The following is a 17,348-nucleotide window of genomic DNA, read 5'->3' as shown; positions in this document are numbered from 1 at the left end:
TCAAACTCTCCATAAAAAGAAATTTGATTAGCTCAAATTGTTTTGCTGGCATCATGTTTGATGTCCAAAATTTTGTTTCGTTCACTAACTCAAGGTTAGCTACTAAAAACTTTATTGATTACGTTTTGCTTGTTCAGTTTTCAAGGTTCATTTCGTTGCTGTTTTCTCAACAGCGACTTTCATATAATATCATGTCGTAAACTCTATGTCAACAACTAATTTAGCTGTTTTTCAGTAGCTGTCTTGACGACTTGTATAATATTACACGCCTAATTTAAAAACGTCAATACTTTTCCCTAAAAAAGTTTATAGTTTTTTACTTCGTCGAGAAATTTCCTATTAAAATGATTTTAAAAATAATATAATATTAAACTCATAATATGACATTAGTTTAATGTTTTACAGTTATCTAAATTAAGATATCATTATAAAATCTATTACGGATTCGAATGATGTTCCTCGGAAAAAAAGCAAGGTCTTCCACATCCATTTACGTAGTTCGTTTATCTCTACCTGAAAATTCACTTCCTTTTTTCCGGTGTCCGGACTTTATTGCTGAACACAAAAAGTGAGGAGCACACTCCTCACCCTTCACTTATTGTTTTACATAATAGTCTATTTGTTGAGCTTTCATAAAGCCTGCCTTCTCATAAACAGAAAGCGCCTTTCTATTGTCAATTTCTACATCGAGCATGACGAATTTAGCTTCCGTTTTGCTCGCATAATCTTTGGAAAATGACAGCATTGCAGTACCAATTCCTTGCCCCTCAAAGTTTGGATGCACTGCCAATGCCGTTACCCATTGTATTTCATTTTCCTGGGCTGTCGTCACTGTTCCAACAATTTCTCCATCTTTACGGGCTACCCATAGCTTTCTTCCAGTAGTTGATGTATTAAAAGCGATTAGCTCTTTAGACTCTTCAGGTAGATCTCCAAACGCCGCACTATAGATGGTAATCAACTCTGCCTGCTCATCTGTATAAGGAATAATTTCGATATTATTCTTTAATTCTACTGACTCTGCTCTTGTTTCTAAAGTGGCCTCTGAAAAGCTATATGCGAAGCCTTTCTTTTCTATAAAAGTGTGTCCAAAAGGCGATCCATCAATCACTACCGCCAATTGACCTTCTGCCCCACGCTCTTCGAGGCCGGCCTGTAAAGCCTCCACTAAAGCAGTTCCAATTCCCTTTTGACGGTACGTAGGTGTTACAACTAAAGACCATTCATATGTATGCAGTCCCATTAAATCTATTGCACTAGCTGCACCCACTAATACATCTTTGTCATCTTCATATGCAAGTACCATAAATCCCTTCGTTTCAAAGGAACCCGCCATAGGCAAACCCATAGCAGTCTCATATACACGATAATCATGTGTGGTCGCTTCTTCACACAATAATTTTAATTCATTTAATGTTTCTCCATCTATCGGGAAAGACACTGTCATCACTGAAATATTCATCATTTACTCCGTTCTTGTATCAGACTATTGCCCTATTGTAGCAAGAAAGAAAATAAGCTGGCAACAAAATATACTAACCACTTCTAATCATTTCTATTTATTAACAATTTTACTCCAAATATAGTGAAATTAAAAGGTTTTATATGATTTTCAACGGTTATAAACTGAAAATTACTAGAATAAGGCATGCATTTTTATACACCCCATTCATTTGCTGGCCCTATTTCCGCTGCCAGGGAGCATCTAGTTGCTCCCTCACCTAAAAGAACTAATCCCTCTTAGCTATCTATACTTAATTATACTATTTATCCCAATAAATTACATTTAAATTATAGAATAAAAATCATACTTCAACTAAAAAAGAGCAATTCCAAAAGTTGGAAATCACTCTTTTTTATACTGGATGAATGAGATTGATATTTACATCGTTATTTTCACACTACTCTTCGAGATGATGAGATGAAGATTGTAACATCTGCGCATAAATGCCACCCGATTCCATTAATTTTTGTTGAGGGCCCGCTTCAACTAACTCACCTTTGCGCATAACAAGCACAATATCGGCATTGTGTACTGTATTTAAACGGTGAGCAATAACAAAGCTTGTGCGTCCCTGCATTAACACATCAAGAGCCTCTTGAATCGCAAGCTCGGTAACAGTATCAATACTACTTGTCGCCTCATCCAACAACAAAATTTTCGGATCAGCAATCAAAGCTCGTGCTATTGATAATAACTGCTTTTGGCCTTGCGAAATTCCACTGCCATCTGCAGCAAGTACAGTGTCATAGCCATCCTTTAGCAACATGATAAAGTCATGTGCATTTGCACGCTTCGCCGCTTCCTCTATCTCTTCGTCGCTAGCATCTAATCGACCATAACGAATATTTTCACGTACAGACGCTTCGAACAGAAACGGATCCTGTAACACAAAGGCCATTTGCGAGCGCAATGCTTGTCGTTCTATTTGCTGAACGTTTACACCATCAAATAAAACCTCACCCTTTGATACTTCATAAAATCTTGCAATAAGCTGCAGGATCGTTGTTTTTCCTGCACCGGTTGCCCCAACCAGAGCAACCGTTTGTCCGGGCTCCACGTTAAAATTAATGTCCTTCAAAGTGTAAGCTTCCGCTGCTTGCTCATATTTAAAGTACACATGTCGAAAGCTCACTTGCCCTAATAGCTTATGCTCCCGTGCTGAAGCAGCTTCCTCCTCGGGCTGTTCATCCAGTAACGCAAATACACGCTCAGCACCAGCAATCGCTGACAGCACGGTATTAAATTGATTGGCCAAATCATTTAAAGGTCGTGTAAATTGTCTCGCGTATTCTGTAAAAATAACAATTACTCCAATTGATACATGCCCATAAAAAGCAAGTACTCCGCCAATACCAGCTACAATTGTAAAACTCATATTGTTTAAAAAGTTCATAACCTTTGGTATATACCCGGAATATGTTTGCGCCCAAAAGCCAGTACTTTTTAAGCGTAAACTTTTTTCGCGAAACTCAGCTTTCATGCGTTCCTCTTGTGAGAAAGCTTTGACAATTCGTTGGCCCGAAATCGTTTCTTCAATCATGCCATTCAAAGCTCCTATGGCCGCTTGCTGCTCCTTAAATAATGGTGCGGTTCTTCGTGTGATCCAACGCATCGCCCAAAACATAATCGGTATAATGGTCATCGTTAATACCGTCAGTAAGGGGCTTAAACTTAGCATGATAATCACTGTTCCTGTAAGCGTTACTACACTAGAAAACACTTGAATAAAGGAGCTATTTAATGTTGAGCTAACGGCTTCAATATCGTTCGTCATCCGACTCATTAATTCTCCATGCTGACGACGATCAAAAAAGGTAATCGGCAGTCTTTGGAAATGAGCAAAGACACTCGTTCGTAATCTATATATGGTTTGTTGGGCAACACCAATCATCCAATAGTTTTGCAAAAATAATGATATTGCTAATAGAGCATAAATGCCGATTAACAGCATAATCCCTTTTTCAAGTCCTGTGAGCTCTCCATGCGTTACGTACATGTCAATCATTTTACCAATTAAATACGGTCCAAGAAGAGACAAGATGGAACTCGCCAAGACAAGTAACAGCACAATAATTAGTAGTACACGTTGTTCATCGACTATTTTCCATAAACGTAGTAGTGTGCTTTTCCAATCTGTTGCACGAGGTCCCTTCTTTTTCTTAACAACTTGCCTCACATCATCTTTCGTCAAAATCGGCTCATAGCCAAAAGGCTTTTGGAAAAATCTCATTATTCCTCCACCTCCTGTTGAGAGATTGCGATTTTTTTATAAAGCACTGACGTTTGTAAAAGCTCTTCATGCGTCCCATATGCAACCACTTTTCCTGCATCAATGAGTAAGATGCGACTTGCACCTTTAGCTGTCCGAATTTTTTGAGTGACTACTAGCATTGTTGCTTGTTCTTCACTCAAAGCTTCCCATAATGCCTGCTCCGTTTTAACATCAAGTGCACTTGTACTATCATCAAGCATTAAAATATGCCCTTTTCTTAATAACGCTCTTGCAATCGATAATCTTTGTTTTTGACCGCCTGAAAGATTAACACCCTTCTGACCGACTTTTGTCTCGTAACCATTCGGGAAATCCTCCACAGAAGCATGAATTTGTGCTTGCATTGCAGCCTGCAGCACTGCATCCATTTCAGCCTCTGCATCGCCCCAACGAACATTATCCGCAATGCTTCCTGTAAATAATAACGATTGTTGGGGAACATAGCCGATGATTTCACGCAGCTCTTGTAAATCCCATTGCTGTACATCTTTCCCCTCTACTACTATTTTACCTTCAGTCACTTCGTAAAAACGTGGAATAAGCTGCAACAACGTAGATTTCCCTGCACCCGTTGCCCCCATAATGGCAAGCTTTTCACCAGATTTCACTTGGAAGCTTACATCAGATAATACAGGTGAGTCTTCCCCAGGATAAGTAAAACTAACATGTTCAAAAGCTAACTCTCCAAAATTCAAGCCTTTAGACGTTTTCTCTGAAGATGATGGTAGCTCTATCTCATTCTTAGTTGAAAGAACTTCTGCCATACGCTCTGCGGAGGCTTTTGCACGCGCATAAAAAATAATAATAAAAGCAAACATCGAAAACGAGCCTGTCATACGCATTGCATAATTGACAATAGCAACTACATCTCCGAGCGGTGTTGTACCTGAAGCTATTTGTTTTGTCCCAAACCACAGTACTGCAAGCAGACTCATATTCATGATGAATAACAGCACAGGCATAATATACTCCATTGTGCGTAAAGCCTTTACAGTATCTATTTTTAAGCGTGAGGCAACTTCATCAAAACGAGAGGCCTCATACGCACCACGTAAATAAGCCTTCACTAATCGTATAGCCTGTAAATTTTCCTGTAGTACACGATTCAAACGATCTATTCTTTTTTGCACAAGTCCAAAATAAGACACACCTTTTGTCACCATAAAAATAAGAAAAATCAAAATAATCGGTGCGCCAATAACTAAAAACAACGCTAATTTAGCATTTACTACAAAGGCCATAACGATACTGCCAACAACGGCAAGTGGTGCACGAAGCATAATACGCAAACTCATAAACAGCACCGTCTGAACTTGCGTTACATCATTCGTTAACCTTGTAATAAGAGAAGCTGTTGAGAATTTTTGATAAGTGGTTAATGTAAAGGATTGTATTTTTTCAAACAATGCATTTCGTAAATCATAGGAGAAACTCTGAGCTGTATGCGATGAAAAATACGAATTAACGACACCGGCTATAAAGGCTACGAATGATAAGCCAAGTAAAACAATTCCCCATTGCCAAATCATCCCTTGATTTTGAGCTCGTACTCCATCATCTATGATTTTAGCCATGATAAGTGGCTGAGCGAGCTCCACAAACAATTCCAACAACATTAAGCATAACGCGATAAATGCAGACCATTTATAAGGCTTCACATAGGAAAAAATTTCTTTCATATTCTTCCCCCTTATTATTAGAAAGAAGTTCCACAAATTTCAAATATAGTGAATAACTCCTATATAGATAGTATTTTTACGCTTTTTCTCCACCTACAGAAAGCCATGTTAAATAAACAAGCATAATAAAGACATCCACTAATTGCCCAAACCTAGCGATGTATCAAACACGATACTGAATAACCATTGCTGTAGCGGTTTAATACTAGAAATCATCTTGTTTCTACTTAAAATAGCACAAAAACAATAGATTTGACTCCAAATGCAACAATTAATCTCTCATACAAATCCTCCTATAAGCATTCCCCGTACAGCAACAAGTAGTACACTTCATTCTTTTATCAAACTTGCAGGGTACAATGTGTAGACGGCAAACGTAAGACCAATCGCTACTCCCCACAATAAGGCTTTACTACTAACTAATAAATCATCCAATGAAGCGTTCATTAGTAGGAGAGAAAGACCTAAAAGTGTACCAATAATCCCTATCACTTGATATTTCGATGGCCATTTCCTTAAACTAAGAGAGACATAGGCAACAACAAATATCGGTGCTAGAATTGAAAATACATAGAGAAGCCCAGTTTAAGATAGCCACGTCCCGTAGCAATCTATCAGTAGGTGTTAGGACACCCACTGAATGAAGATAAATATGTAGGTAATGAAATACCTGCACCCAATAACGAATTGTTAGATATGGAATGGTGTATTGTGAGTAACAACTCCATTTAAGGTCCGGGTTCTCCCCGTATTATCGCACAGGAGACGATTAAAACTATTTTTTTAATCTTTCCACATAATTCTAGATCCCTATATTCATACTAAAAAATGTTATTTTTCTTCAATATTTTCCTTATTCCCAACTAAAAAAGTCCCGAAATTTTTTATTATCAAATATTTACAATCATATTCATAATGACTAATTCCCGATAATTAACTATAATAATAGTATATATAGATTACTCAAGGAGATCGAATAATCATGAGTCATATGCATAAATCATTTACGATCGATGAACATTATTTAAATTCACTTCCTTTTCCTGCTATTGTCTTGAATCAAGATGGACAAGTTATAAATTTGGGAAAGCTTGCTGAACAGCTATTTGATTTTTCAGATACTACTATTAAAGAACATACCACTTTATTCATTCATGAAAATTTACTACGTCAGCTTTCATTAGAAACCTTTCAAGCTATTATGCAAAATAATGACAGCACGTATATCAATCAAATTCAATTAAAAACGTATACAAATGAAGAAATTACAACAGCGCTACTAGCTAAACCATTTACTGAACAAGGAAAGCATTTCGTTCTTATGATGTTCATGCTCCCAGAGTTAATGATTAATTCTGTCTCAAGTAGCAGCACTCTCGTAGACTTAAAAAAGGGATTAGACTCGACATTTATGACAGTTACTCTTGATCATGATGGATTTATTTTAGAATGTAATAATGAATTTCTAAAAACGAGTCAATGGACACCAAAACGCGTGATTGGTAAAACGTTTTGGCAATTGTTCCCTGAAAATAAAGAAAGCGAAAAGATCACAAATACCATCTGGCGGAATTTAAACATTGGCCAAACGTGGCAAGGTGAAGTCGAAAAAGTTACAAAAGCAGGTCAATCTTATTGGGTACTACTAACAGCTATCCCTACATTTAATATCGAAACAAATGAGCAACAATTTTTATTAATTGAAAAGGATATCACCAAGTCCAAGTCAATTCAACATCAGCTGGAAAAAATCGCTTATATTGATACAGAAACTGGTCTGATGAATGCACATCGACTTGAAAAAGTGATTTCCAATATGATTGAGGATGAAAGAAACTTTTCTTTTGTCTATTTAAGTATTGATAAATTTTATACATTAAAAGAGTTACATGATCAGCAAATCGGTCAAAGTCTTATTGTAGAGTTTACAAATCGTATAAAAATGTACTTCCAAGATAGCACAATGGCACGTATTAACGAAAATGATTTTGTCGTGATTACACCATTAAGTGAATGGTTTATTCAAGGCTTCTTGTCTTACTTACAACAACATCCAATTTATAACAGTAATGTTGCTGTCCCTATTTCTATTAGTGGCGGAATTACACGTTATCCAGAGGATCAAACTACATTCTCCCAACTAATGAAGGCATCCATTGCTACTATCACAACTGTCCGTGAAGCAGGTGGCGATAAAATCGTCTCACTATCCAAAGCAACACATAAAGCATTAAATCGTAAAGCTTTAATTGAAAAACGTTTACTTCAAGCTCTTGACCAAAAAAATCTAAAAGTCCTCTATCAGCCACAAATTGATGTTTATACAGGAAAAATTACAGCTGTAGAAGCACTAGTCCGTTGGGAAGATGAAGTAATTGGCGTTGTTTCACCAGATGAGCTTATTCCAATCGCTGAGGAAACTGGTCTTATTAATAATATCGGTTCCTTTATGCTGGAAAAAGCATGTGAACAGGCGCTAATCTGGCAAAAAGCTGGTCTTAATTTAAAAGTATCCATTAACTCTTCTGTACGCGAATTCCGTGATAAAAACATGGCAAAGTCAATCCTTGGAACTTTGGCAAAAACCGGCTGTCCTGCAAGCCTTATTCAAATCGAAATCACTGAGAAATTTGCGCTAGAAGCAGAAGCTGCTACCTTTATCACACAGCAAATGCGTAAGCTTGAAAATGAAGGTATTGCCTTTATACTAGATGATTTCGGTACCGGGTATGGTTCATTTAGATATATGCAAATTCTACCAATAGATACATTGAAAATCGATAAAACATTTACAAGTTCTTTATTAAAGTCCGAAAAAACGCAAAAGCTAATGCACGGTATGGTGCAACTCGGAAAATCTATGGAACTTAAAGTTGTAGCAGAAGGTGTTGAAACTGCTGAACAAGCAGATCTTTTGATTTCTTATGGCTGTGATGCTATTCAAGGTTACTATATTAGTAAACCAATTCACGCAGAGGAAATTGAAGCATTACTAGTTAAATAGTAATTTGAAAAAGGAGGTTACGTTTATAAGACGCAACCTCCTTTTTTATATTTGTTTTATCCGCTGTGCTCATTCATTTGATGAGTGTCTTATTTCTTGTAGACCTTTTGGAATGTCGCTTTACCAGTACGTACAGAACGGAAAATAAGCTGTATTAGTACCTCTGCAAACACAAGTCCTATAACGATGGCACCTGTAATTAAAAAGGCCTTTAATCCATACTGTAGCCCTTGTATATAGTCATCCTCTACAATATTTCTCATTGCGTTATAAGCCATACCTCCCGGAACTAACGGGATAATACCGCCGACAATAAAAATAATCATTGGCATTTTGAAGCGCCGAGCATACAAATGGGAAACGATAGCAATTATAAAAGAACTAAAGAATGAGGCATATACTATATCCATGCCATGTTCTGTTAGAATGAAGTAAATCATCCAGCCTACTACCCCAACAAAACCACAATAAATTAGATTTCTTCTAGGTACATTAAAAATAATTGCGATACCTATCGTCGCAAAAAAACTAAGAATCAACTGTACGATATAGTCCATGTCGTCTGCCTCCTAAAACGATAGAGTGACAGCAATAGCTGCACCGATTGCAAAAGCTGTTAAAAAGGCCTCTACACCCTTCGCCATCCCCGACATAAAATGACCTGCTATTAAATCCCGAACGGCATTCGTGATCAAAATACCTGGTACTAGTGGCATAACGGAGCTAATAACAATTTTATCTATTTCTGTACCATGGCCATATTTCACTGAAAAGACAGCTATAGACCCTACTACTAAAGAAGCTGTAAATTCTGCGAAAAATTTCACTTTCGTTAAATCATTTATCAATAAAAGCACTAGGAAACCTAATCCCCCTGCTAAACATGCAAAAAGGAAATCAGACCATCCTCCCTTAAACATTATAAGGAAACAACCACTCGCAAGAGCCGCTGATATGACTTGAATATAAATTGGTAAAAAATAATTTGTTTTTTGTATCGACTTTAGCTCGTCATAAGCTTCTTCTAATGTTATCATGTGAGATGTGAGTCTCCGAGATACTGAATTTACCAAGGCTATTTTTTGCAAATCTGTTACCCTATTGGAAATTGATGTAATTCTCGTCGGCTGTGTCTTGCCTAACGAAAAAATGATCCCTGTAGGTGTAGCATAACATTGCGCATCTAGCATATTTTGAGAATGTGCCATGCGTAGCATTGTATCCTCCACACGGTATGTTTCTGCACCACTTTCAATCATAATTCGACCTGCAAGCAATAAGCAGTCAATCGTAAATTCATTGTCCACTTCATGTAAAACCATTACAGTTATCTGCCTCCTTTAAAGGGTTCCTTGCCAATAGTATCGAACTGCAAATAAAAACTCAACAAAAAATTTTTTAAACTTTTAACCAAAGTACTTTGGCTTTCATATACTAAAAATGGTAGCTACTGAGTAATTTTTTCATGGAGATGGGTTTCCCATAAATTGATAGCAAAACTTCATAGATTCGTATAACTTTTTCAATGACTAACACGTCTGATTTTATAAGCAGTCTAAAAAACTAAATAAGGAAAGGAGCGTATCCACAAAAATGCCGGAACGCAGAAAAAAACGCGGCCCAATGATTGATTTCCTATTAATTGGCCTCATCATTACATTAACAACTATTATTTTAGTCATCATCCTATCAAAGGATGACTTTAAGTTTCAAAAAATTAGTGCCTCTAAAGAGACAACTTCAGATTCAATAAAGAGTAAACTATCCACAGATAGCTCTGCGTTTCCAGGTATACGTATTGTAACAGATGTCTCTAATGATAAGCGAACACCTTTTGCTATTCACTATCCAGAAACAGATAATAAAGCTTTTAACGATGCTGTATTACAGTACATAACGGATTCAAAAGAAAACTATCTGTCATCTATGAAAGAAAATAAAGATAAAGAGGTAATGGGTGAGCTTAATATTAGTTTGGAAACTTTCCCATATCAAAAGAAATACTATTCCTTTGTGCTAACAAAAATGTTGTATACAGGCGGCGCCAACCCCGAGGTTTCAACAAAAACATTCTTCATCAATCAGGAAACAGGTGAACTAATTTCCATTAAAACATTGTTGAACAACGATAAAAACAATTTATCAGTGTTAGCTACTCATGTACGTAACGACTTACAACAAAACCTTAAGTTAAAGGATGAGCTTTTCAAGGAAGATTTAATAAAGTCAACTGAACCGAAGTGGTCTAACTTTAATCGCTTTGCTATCGTTGATGATTCGATACAATTCTATTTTGATGAGTATGAGATTGCTAGCGGAGCAGCAGGTCCACCAATTGTGAAGCTCCCACTATCACTTATCAATCCGTTGTTAGCCTCTGATTTCCAGATTGCTATGGAAAAGCCGGTAAAGCCAACTAATACAGGTGATCCAAACAAAAAGCGTATTGCCTTAACTTTTGATGATGGTCCACACCCAAAGGTTACAGAACAGATATTAGATACTCTTGATAAATATCACGCAAAAGCTACCTTCTTTATGCTTGGTAGTCGTGTACAATATTATCCTGATATCGCAAGAGATGTTCTTGCACGAGGACATGAAATAGGTAATCATTCATGGAACCATCCTGTATTAACAAAACTGTCACTAGAGTCGGCAGTAAATCAATACACATCTACAGTTGCGGAGATAGAAAAGGCCCTTAACCAAAAGCCAACTGTATTTAGACCTCCGTATGGAGCAACAAATGATACTATCAACAGTCAAATTTCAGTTCCTGTTGTTTTATGGTCGATCGATACATTAGATTGGAAGTATCGCAATGCGCAACAGTTACTGCCTAATGTCAAAAATAATTTACACAATAACGCCATTGTCTTAATGCATGATATTCATCAATCGACTGCCGATGGTCTTGATTCCGTGCTTGCTTATTTACAAGGGCAAGGCTATGAATTCGTGACAGTATCGGAAATTCTTCCATATCGTCAAAAATAACCACAAGAAAAGTCCAATAACCTCAAGATCGAGGTTATTGGACTTTCCTTTTTATTTTACAGTTAATGTATCAAGTGGTTTGAAGTCTTTTAGCTGATAGCTCTTCACTTCATTGTTCGCTACTGTGTAAAGAGCGTCACCTATATAGACTACTCGCTGTACACGCTGCTCCCAATTTTCATACTGATCGCCAGTGCTTTTATTAACAATATTTCCTTTTAGGACGATTCCTTTATCTGCAGTGATTTCATAGATTTGCGCGCCTTGACCTTTGTAGACGATTTCATCACCCTTCCCTGCATCATACAGGACAACCGGGAAACCGAAGTAATTGTATTCCTTGTTGCGGAATAGTGCTTTCGGATTGTATTGAACTTCAGAGTACGAGCCTTCTCCGCCTATTTTTACTGTCGATTGTTCCGTTGGATTTTTGAAATCTGAAACATCAAACAATGACATTTTCATATTAGTTGTGACCGTAAAATTCCGCTTCGAATATGCATCATAACGTTGCTCGGTATCATAGCCAATACCGATTAAATGTGTATCGTCTAATGGATGCAAATAGTTACTAAAGCCTGGAATCTTTAGCTCACCAAGCACGGTTGGCTTTTTCGGATTTGCGACATCAATAACAAACAATGGATCCACTTCCTTAAATGTTACTACATATGCTTTTTCGCCCATAAAGCGTGCAGAATACACTTTTTCACCTGGAGCTAAATCTTTTACTGCACCGAGCTCTTGTAAATTTTCATTTAAAATAAATAGGTGGTTTCGAGATATTTTTTGTTCATCCCACGCATTTCCTTCGGTTGTAACGATGCGGAAATTGCCTTTATACTCATCCATTGAATATTGATTTAACACGGTTCCTTTTACTTCCGTAGTACCTACAAAATTCATGGCAGTTCCATCAATATTCCATTTAAAAACTTGTGTATTAGTTGTTCTCGGTATCCAGATCATATCCATCATGCGACCTGAAGCAGGCACCCGATTTCCATCATAAACTGGTGTTGTTAAATAAAGTGCATTGTCCGACATATAAAGTCCACTACTACCACCTAAGTACCCCTTAGTGTTCGCAGTTGTCTTTGCACCATTTTTTAAATCCACTGCTGTAATTAAGCTATATGTTCCATCCATTGTATTCGGTAAAATAGAAATTTTCTCTAGAGGTAAACTTTTGTACTCATTTCCTTCTACACTATCAAATGTTTTCGGTTTTAAATCCGGCGTTTTTTGCTCTCTAAGCATCCAATAATTCGGAAACATATTCCCGATTAAATATAATGTATCATCTGTAATTCGAATATCGTTTAAATACCCCTCTTGCCCCACTTCACGTATAAGCTTCGGATTGTTAGGGTTTGAAATATCATACAAAGAGGCTGTCGACATGCTTGTGCCTGCTTTTTCTAAATATTCATCCCCAATCACTATTAATAAATTATCATATAAGGCTAGCTTCGAAATATATCGTGACTCCTTCAGCTTGATTGTAGTTGCTAACTGTAATTTTTTCGGATCTTTAGCATTTACTACAGTAATGCCTTGATCTTTTACAGCATAAATAAAGCCATCTTTGACAACTACAATATCCCCTTCTTCCACTCCTTCGACCTGATTATTCGTTGTAGAGGATTTGTCTGCACTCGCTTTGTCTTCACTCTTTGCCAGTTCTACGGTTGCCTCATTCAGTTCTTTTTGTGAGTTAGCTAAAAGTGTTTCGAAATATTGTTGTAGTTCTTTTTCTGATTTTACAGTTTCAAGCTTTTCAATGATGGTAAATGCTATTACTTGCGATGTTGTTTTAGGTCCATCTAGTACAAACGCTTCTTTCTTCACATGTAATTTATAGCTTCCAGGTGCTAAATCACTTACGATCATTGTCTGTTTATCTTCCCCGAATGTTACTGTTGCTGTTACCTTTTTATTTTTGCTATTTGTTACGTAAACATTGTTCTCCGCTACTGCGCTTTCTTTTAGTGCCTCAGTAAAGGATACTTGCCAGCTATAGGTAGTCGTAGTCGTACTCGTACTCTTAGTTTGCGCCTCGACTTTTGGGGTCGAGTCCAGCATAATAATCCCTGGCAAAATAGCTAGTACTGCGATGAGTAAAATTACTAACCAATTCTTTTGCATTATTATTCCTCCATTTCATAAACTTGTTTATTAATTAGACTACCAAAGAATAGGAAAGTTACATTATTCCGAATTTTTTATCATTAAAAAAACGAGAGGAAGTGAATCCCTCTCGTCTTAATTACGAGCAACAGCTAATGTATTCTACGTTAGCTGCTGTTCTTTTTTAAGTAGACACTTGATATATGGATACATTATAGAGATCAGATCAGCCTCTACTATTGAAACTAAAACTTATTTCTTAAACATATAATTATTGTACATTTACTGTATATGCCCCGTTTTCATTATCAAATTTATAAATGTATAAATAATATTTGCCTGGTTTCGCATTATATTTACCTTTTATAGTATTGCCATCTTCCTGTCCATATGCTACGTAATTTCGCATATCAGACTCATGACAAAGCACCCATGTCATGCCAATTTGATTTTCATTCAGGACAGAAATATCGATTTCTTTTGGAGACGTAACATCGAATGTGTATACATCCGTATGATCATCATCCATCAAGCTACCTTTTAAAGACTTATTAAATGGAATCATATTCGCTTCTTCTGGACGATTATTTGGTTCTAGCTCTGTTTTTTGTCCACTATTTTGTACATTTACTGTATATGTCCCGTTTTCATTATCAACTTTATAAATATATAGATGATACTTTCCTGGTTCCGCATGAAGTTTACCTTTTATACTATTTCCATCTTCCTGCCCATACGCTACATAATTTTGCTTATCAGACTCATGATAAAGCACCCATGTCATGCTAATTTTATTTTCATTTAAGACAGAAATATCGATATCTTCTGCAGCTGTAACATCGAATGTGTATACATCCGTATCGTCATCACCAACCAAATCACCTTTTAGAGGCGTATTAAATGGAATGATCTTCGCTTCTTCTGGATGAGGTTTCTCTGTTTGTACGCCTTTTCGTACAGATACAATTGTACGATCTTTACTTTCTATTCCCTTATCATTTTTCACCGTTAATGTCACATTATATGTGCCTTCTTTTTCGTATACATGAGTAGGGTTTGCCTCTTCACTTGTTTTTCCATCACCAAAATCCCAAAGATAAGAAACGATTTCTCCATCGTTATCTTTTGAACCATCACTCTTGAACTGGATTTTTTCATTTTCGACTCCAGCATATGGACCATTTATCTTTACAATAGGCGCTTGATGATCTCCTTCATCCGTCGCAATGCCGTGGAAAACAATATCATATTCAAATTGGTTTGCTGCATTCACACGGTAGTTTACAAAATACGCTGTCACTGTTTTATAGCCGCTCCACTCTTTTTGCGACAGTTGATCTAGTACTTGGTTCACTTGTTCACTCATCGTTTTCCAGTCTTTAGATTCACCCTTTGTTGCACTACCCACATACGTACCTTCGACTGTAAATGTATTAAAAAATTCAGACTTATGTTTTGTAATTTTCGCATCTTTTACGTTAGCAACATCTGCAATTTCTTGTGCTACTTCATTTAACGCTTTTGGGTCATGTTTCATTAAATAATCTTCTGATACTTGTGGCACCGCGTACTTTTCCTGATTATCAATCAATTGCTGCATATACGCTTGGTATTCCGCATTCAGTTGTGGATCTTTACTTAATACGTCACGATACTTATCATAATTTTTCACATCATTCGCACGAATTAAATCTTGAATCTTAACGAATGTGTCAAATTGATGATTATACATATAAGACTGCAGTGCAAATGAATAATTATAAAAATCCCATGATCCATATTTTGCAAACATTGTTTGTTCAGCAGTGTAGCGTTGTGATGGTTCATATGATAAGCCACTAATAATACTATTACGTGGAACTATATCATTTGTACGTGTTGATCCTGCAAAGAATTCCGCATTTCCTTCCTGGAACCATGTTAGTCGTTCATTTTGATACATATCTCCTGTTCCGAATAAACCAGGAACCTCGTATCTTCCTTGTAAATAGTGTGTGAATTCATGGCGGAACAACTCTTCTAAACTATAAATACTTTGCTCCGGCGTACGTTCATATGTAAAGAACGTTCCCTTCTCTTCAATATAAATACCACCATTATTTGTTTCATAGCCATACAATTGACGATTTAATCGATATTGATCTGGAGAGTCATAAATGACAACTGTTAATACATCGTCAGCATTACCTGGCTCTAATGCTTTATCATTGCCAATTACACGGTGATATTGTGCTTTTACTTCTTTTGCAGCCCAGTATAATCTTTGAATTTTGTCTTCTGTTACGTTAGCTCCCGTTTTAAAGACAATCGAGCCATTATCAAATGTATATGTTTTCGGTAAATACTGCTTCTTGCCCTCTTCACGCATTTTCTCTAAATCTACTGCATTACCACTATAGTCTTTTCCATCATAATTTGTAGTAAGTTGTTCTACTGCTACAAAATAAGCTTCACTTAAATATGGATACATTTGCATTGCTTGTGTAACAACTTCTAAACCTATATTTGGATTACTATGGAATCCTCCTAAACGCCCTGCATAATAAATGCCATTATTGATTAACCAACTATTGTTATTTGTTACATTATGTATAAGAGCAATGTTATTCACTTCGTTGATGAAACTATCAATCTTTCCATACCACATCGTCGTATTCGCTTCTTTACCTGTCTGTTGCAAGTACGACTGCAAGTCATAATCAATGCCATGTATTAAATCATAGATCGCTTGCCCATTTAAAGAATCGCTTTCGTATGTAGAGAGATTTTCGTTATACTGTTTTAAAATCTTTGCAGCATACTGAACTGTTTCTGCATCACTTGAAGCATTGCCGATTAATTTCCCATAGGCAGATACCACTTTATCTTGCTCATCTGTACCGAGTTTAAAGTTCGGATTTTTAGCCATTTCCTTTAATGCTGGTAAACATAGATCTTGGAAACTTCTCTCGTTTAAATAACCTAGTTCCTTATTATAAAATCCTAAATAGAAAGCAGAACGCAATAGCTCAACAAATGTTTCAATACCCTTTGAATCATCTTTCGTAAAAGAACTTCCTCTTTTCCCTAATTCATCAATAATAACTTGCATACGTTCTTTATTTTGATAAAAAGCTTTTGTTTCATTATTGAATTGGAATAGGTCTGTAATTTGATACCAACGAATATTTCCTAGCGTATCAATTAGCTCACTATCGCTCATTCTATTAAGCTCTTCCATCGAATACTTATCCTGCAATTGCTTCGTTTCAGCAAGCTTTATAGTTGGAGCTGGTTGTTCCGAAAAATCTCCCATTTCCAAACGTTTTTCAAATGATAATGTTTCATCAGCCGTTGTAGAATGTGCGATTTCATCTTTCGCCGTATATATGCCCACAGGCTTCATTTGTAATACATTATAAGGCATTTTTTCTGCTGCCGATGCTTCTGCTTGTAATGCTCCGAACGACAGTGCCATTGTACTTACTCCAATTAACACTTGATTGAGTTTTAATTTCTTCTTCATAACAAATCCTCCTATAGTACTACATTCAAAAATTGATAATACGTTGATTATTTGGAACTATATTACCCATCTAAAAATAACATATTATGTGAATAAGGCAATATAAAATGTTATTTTTAGTAATATTTTCTTGTATAATTTGAACACTAAGACACAATTAGACCATAAATCCATTTTTTAACAAAAATAGAATCCGAAATTCGGATCCCTAACTAATCATTTTCTCTTTACGATCACTAAAAAAAGCCGATTAT

General features: G+C 36.4%; 9 protein-coding genes. 2 read left to right on the top strand and 7 right to left on the bottom strand.

Features of this window, described 5'->3' with window-relative positions; translation table 11 throughout:
* Positions 1-595 precede the first annotated feature (595 nt).
* The 3 genes from ACIQ7N_RS09205 to ACIQ7N_RS09195 form a co-directional block, all read right to left on the bottom strand.
* On the bottom strand, positions 596-1,465 hold the full coding sequence (locus ACIQ7N_RS09205; RefSeq protein WP_402931509.1) for a GNAT family N-acetyltransferase: 870 nt from the start codon (positions 1,463-1,465) through the stop codon (positions 596-598).
* Between the two features lie 436 nt (positions 1,466-1,901).
* A complete protein-coding gene (locus ACIQ7N_RS09200; protein ID WP_402931508.1) occupies positions 1,902-3,734 on the bottom strand; it encodes an ABC transporter ATP-binding protein in 1,833 nt (610 codons plus the stop codon).
* Positions 3,734-5,455 carry an ABC transporter ATP-binding protein gene (locus ACIQ7N_RS09195; RefSeq protein ID WP_402931507.1) on the bottom strand — a complete coding sequence of 574 codons (1,722 nt, stop codon included), beginning with the start codon at positions 5,453-5,455 and terminating at the stop codon, positions 3,734-3,736. The genes ACIQ7N_RS09200 and ACIQ7N_RS09195 overlap by 1 nt, the downstream gene beginning before the upstream one ends.
* 982 nt (positions 5,456-6,437) lie before the next feature.
* Here ACIQ7N_RS09195 and ACIQ7N_RS09190 point away from each other — a divergent pair.
* Positions 6,438-8,459, top strand: a complete 2,022-nt coding sequence (locus ACIQ7N_RS09190) for an EAL domain-containing protein (protein WP_402931505.1) — start codon at positions 6,438-6,440, stop codon at positions 8,457-8,459.
* Positions 8,460-8,548: 89 nt separating this feature from the next.
* Here the strand turns inward: ACIQ7N_RS09190 and ACIQ7N_RS09185 are convergent, their stop codons facing one another.
* Together ACIQ7N_RS09185 and ACIQ7N_RS09180 are read right to left on the bottom strand one after the other, a co-directional pair.
* Positions 8,549-9,016 (bottom strand): threonine/serine exporter family protein, encoded by a 468-nt coding sequence (locus ACIQ7N_RS09185; protein ID WP_248717701.1) that lies wholly within the window; start codon positions 9,014-9,016, stop codon positions 8,549-8,551.
* A gap of 12 nt (positions 9,017-9,028) precedes the next feature.
* Complete coding sequence (locus ACIQ7N_RS09180; protein ID WP_132364716.1) at positions 9,029-9,781, bottom strand: threonine/serine exporter family protein; 753 nt, start codon at positions 9,779-9,781, stop codon at positions 9,029-9,031.
* 271 nt (positions 9,782-10,052) lie between these two features.
* Between ACIQ7N_RS09180 and ACIQ7N_RS09175 the strand changes: the two genes are divergently transcribed.
* The gene (locus ACIQ7N_RS09175) at positions 10,053-11,459 is read left to right on the top strand and encodes a polysaccharide deacetylase family protein (protein WP_402931502.1); all 1,407 of its coding nucleotides are present in this window, start codon (positions 10,053-10,055) and stop codon (positions 11,457-11,459) included.
* 51 nt (positions 11,460-11,510) lie between these two features.
* Here the strand turns inward: ACIQ7N_RS09175 and ACIQ7N_RS09170 are convergent, their stop codons facing one another.
* On the bottom strand, positions 11,511-13,607 hold the full coding sequence (locus tag ACIQ7N_RS09170; RefSeq protein ID WP_402931501.1) for a beta-propeller domain-containing protein: 2,097 nt from the start codon (positions 13,605-13,607) through the stop codon (positions 11,511-11,513).
* Between the two features lie 253 nt (positions 13,608-13,860).
* The gene (locus ACIQ7N_RS09165; protein ID WP_402931499.1) at positions 13,861-17,094 is read right to left on the bottom strand and encodes a collagenase; all 3,234 of its coding nucleotides are present in this window, start codon (positions 17,092-17,094) and stop codon (positions 13,861-13,863) included.
* Between the last annotated feature and the right edge of the window lie 254 nt (positions 17,095-17,348).

Source organism: Lysinibacillus sp. NPDC095746 (assembly GCF_044763535.1).
Lineage (GTDB): Bacteria > Bacillota > Bacilli > Bacillales_A > Planococcaceae > Lysinibacillus.
Note: the sequence above shows the minus strand (reverse complement) of the source record. Positions and strands in the feature narration are given on the sequence as shown.

What these genes read in the sequence shown, in the direction of transcription:
- ACIQ7N_RS09205 (WP_402931509.1), bottom strand. Translation starts at nt 1,465, where the DNA reads ATGATGAATATTTCAGTGATGACAGTGTCTTTCCCGATAGATGGAGAA.
- ACIQ7N_RS09200 (WP_402931508.1), bottom strand. Translation starts at nt 3,734, where the DNA reads ATGAGATTTTTCCAAAAGCCTTTTGGCTATGAGCCGATTTTGACGAAA.
- ACIQ7N_RS09195 (WP_402931507.1), bottom strand. Translation starts at nt 5,455, where the DNA reads ATGAAAGAAATTTTTTCCTATGTGAAGCCTTATAAATGGTCTGCATTT.
- ACIQ7N_RS09190 (WP_402931505.1), top strand. Translation starts at nt 6,438, where the DNA reads ATGAGTCATATGCATAAATCATTTACGATCGATGAACATTATTTAAAT.
- ACIQ7N_RS09185 (WP_248717701.1), bottom strand. Translation starts at nt 9,016, where the DNA reads ATGGACTATATCGTACAGTTGATTCTTAGTTTTTTTGCGACGATAGGT.
- ACIQ7N_RS09180 (WP_132364716.1), bottom strand. Translation starts at nt 9,781, where the DNA reads ATGGTTTTACATGAAGTGGACAATGAATTTACGATTGACTGCTTATTG.
- ACIQ7N_RS09175 (WP_402931502.1), top strand. Translation starts at nt 10,053, where the DNA reads ATGCCGGAACGCAGAAAAAAACGCGGCCCAATGATTGATTTCCTATTA.
- ACIQ7N_RS09170 (WP_402931501.1), bottom strand. Translation starts at nt 13,607, where the DNA reads ATGCAAAAGAATTGGTTAGTAATTTTACTCATCGCAGTACTAGCTATT.
- ACIQ7N_RS09165 (WP_402931499.1), bottom strand. Translation starts at nt 17,094, where the DNA reads ATGAAGAAGAAATTAAAACTCAATCAAGTGTTAATTGGAGTAAGTACA.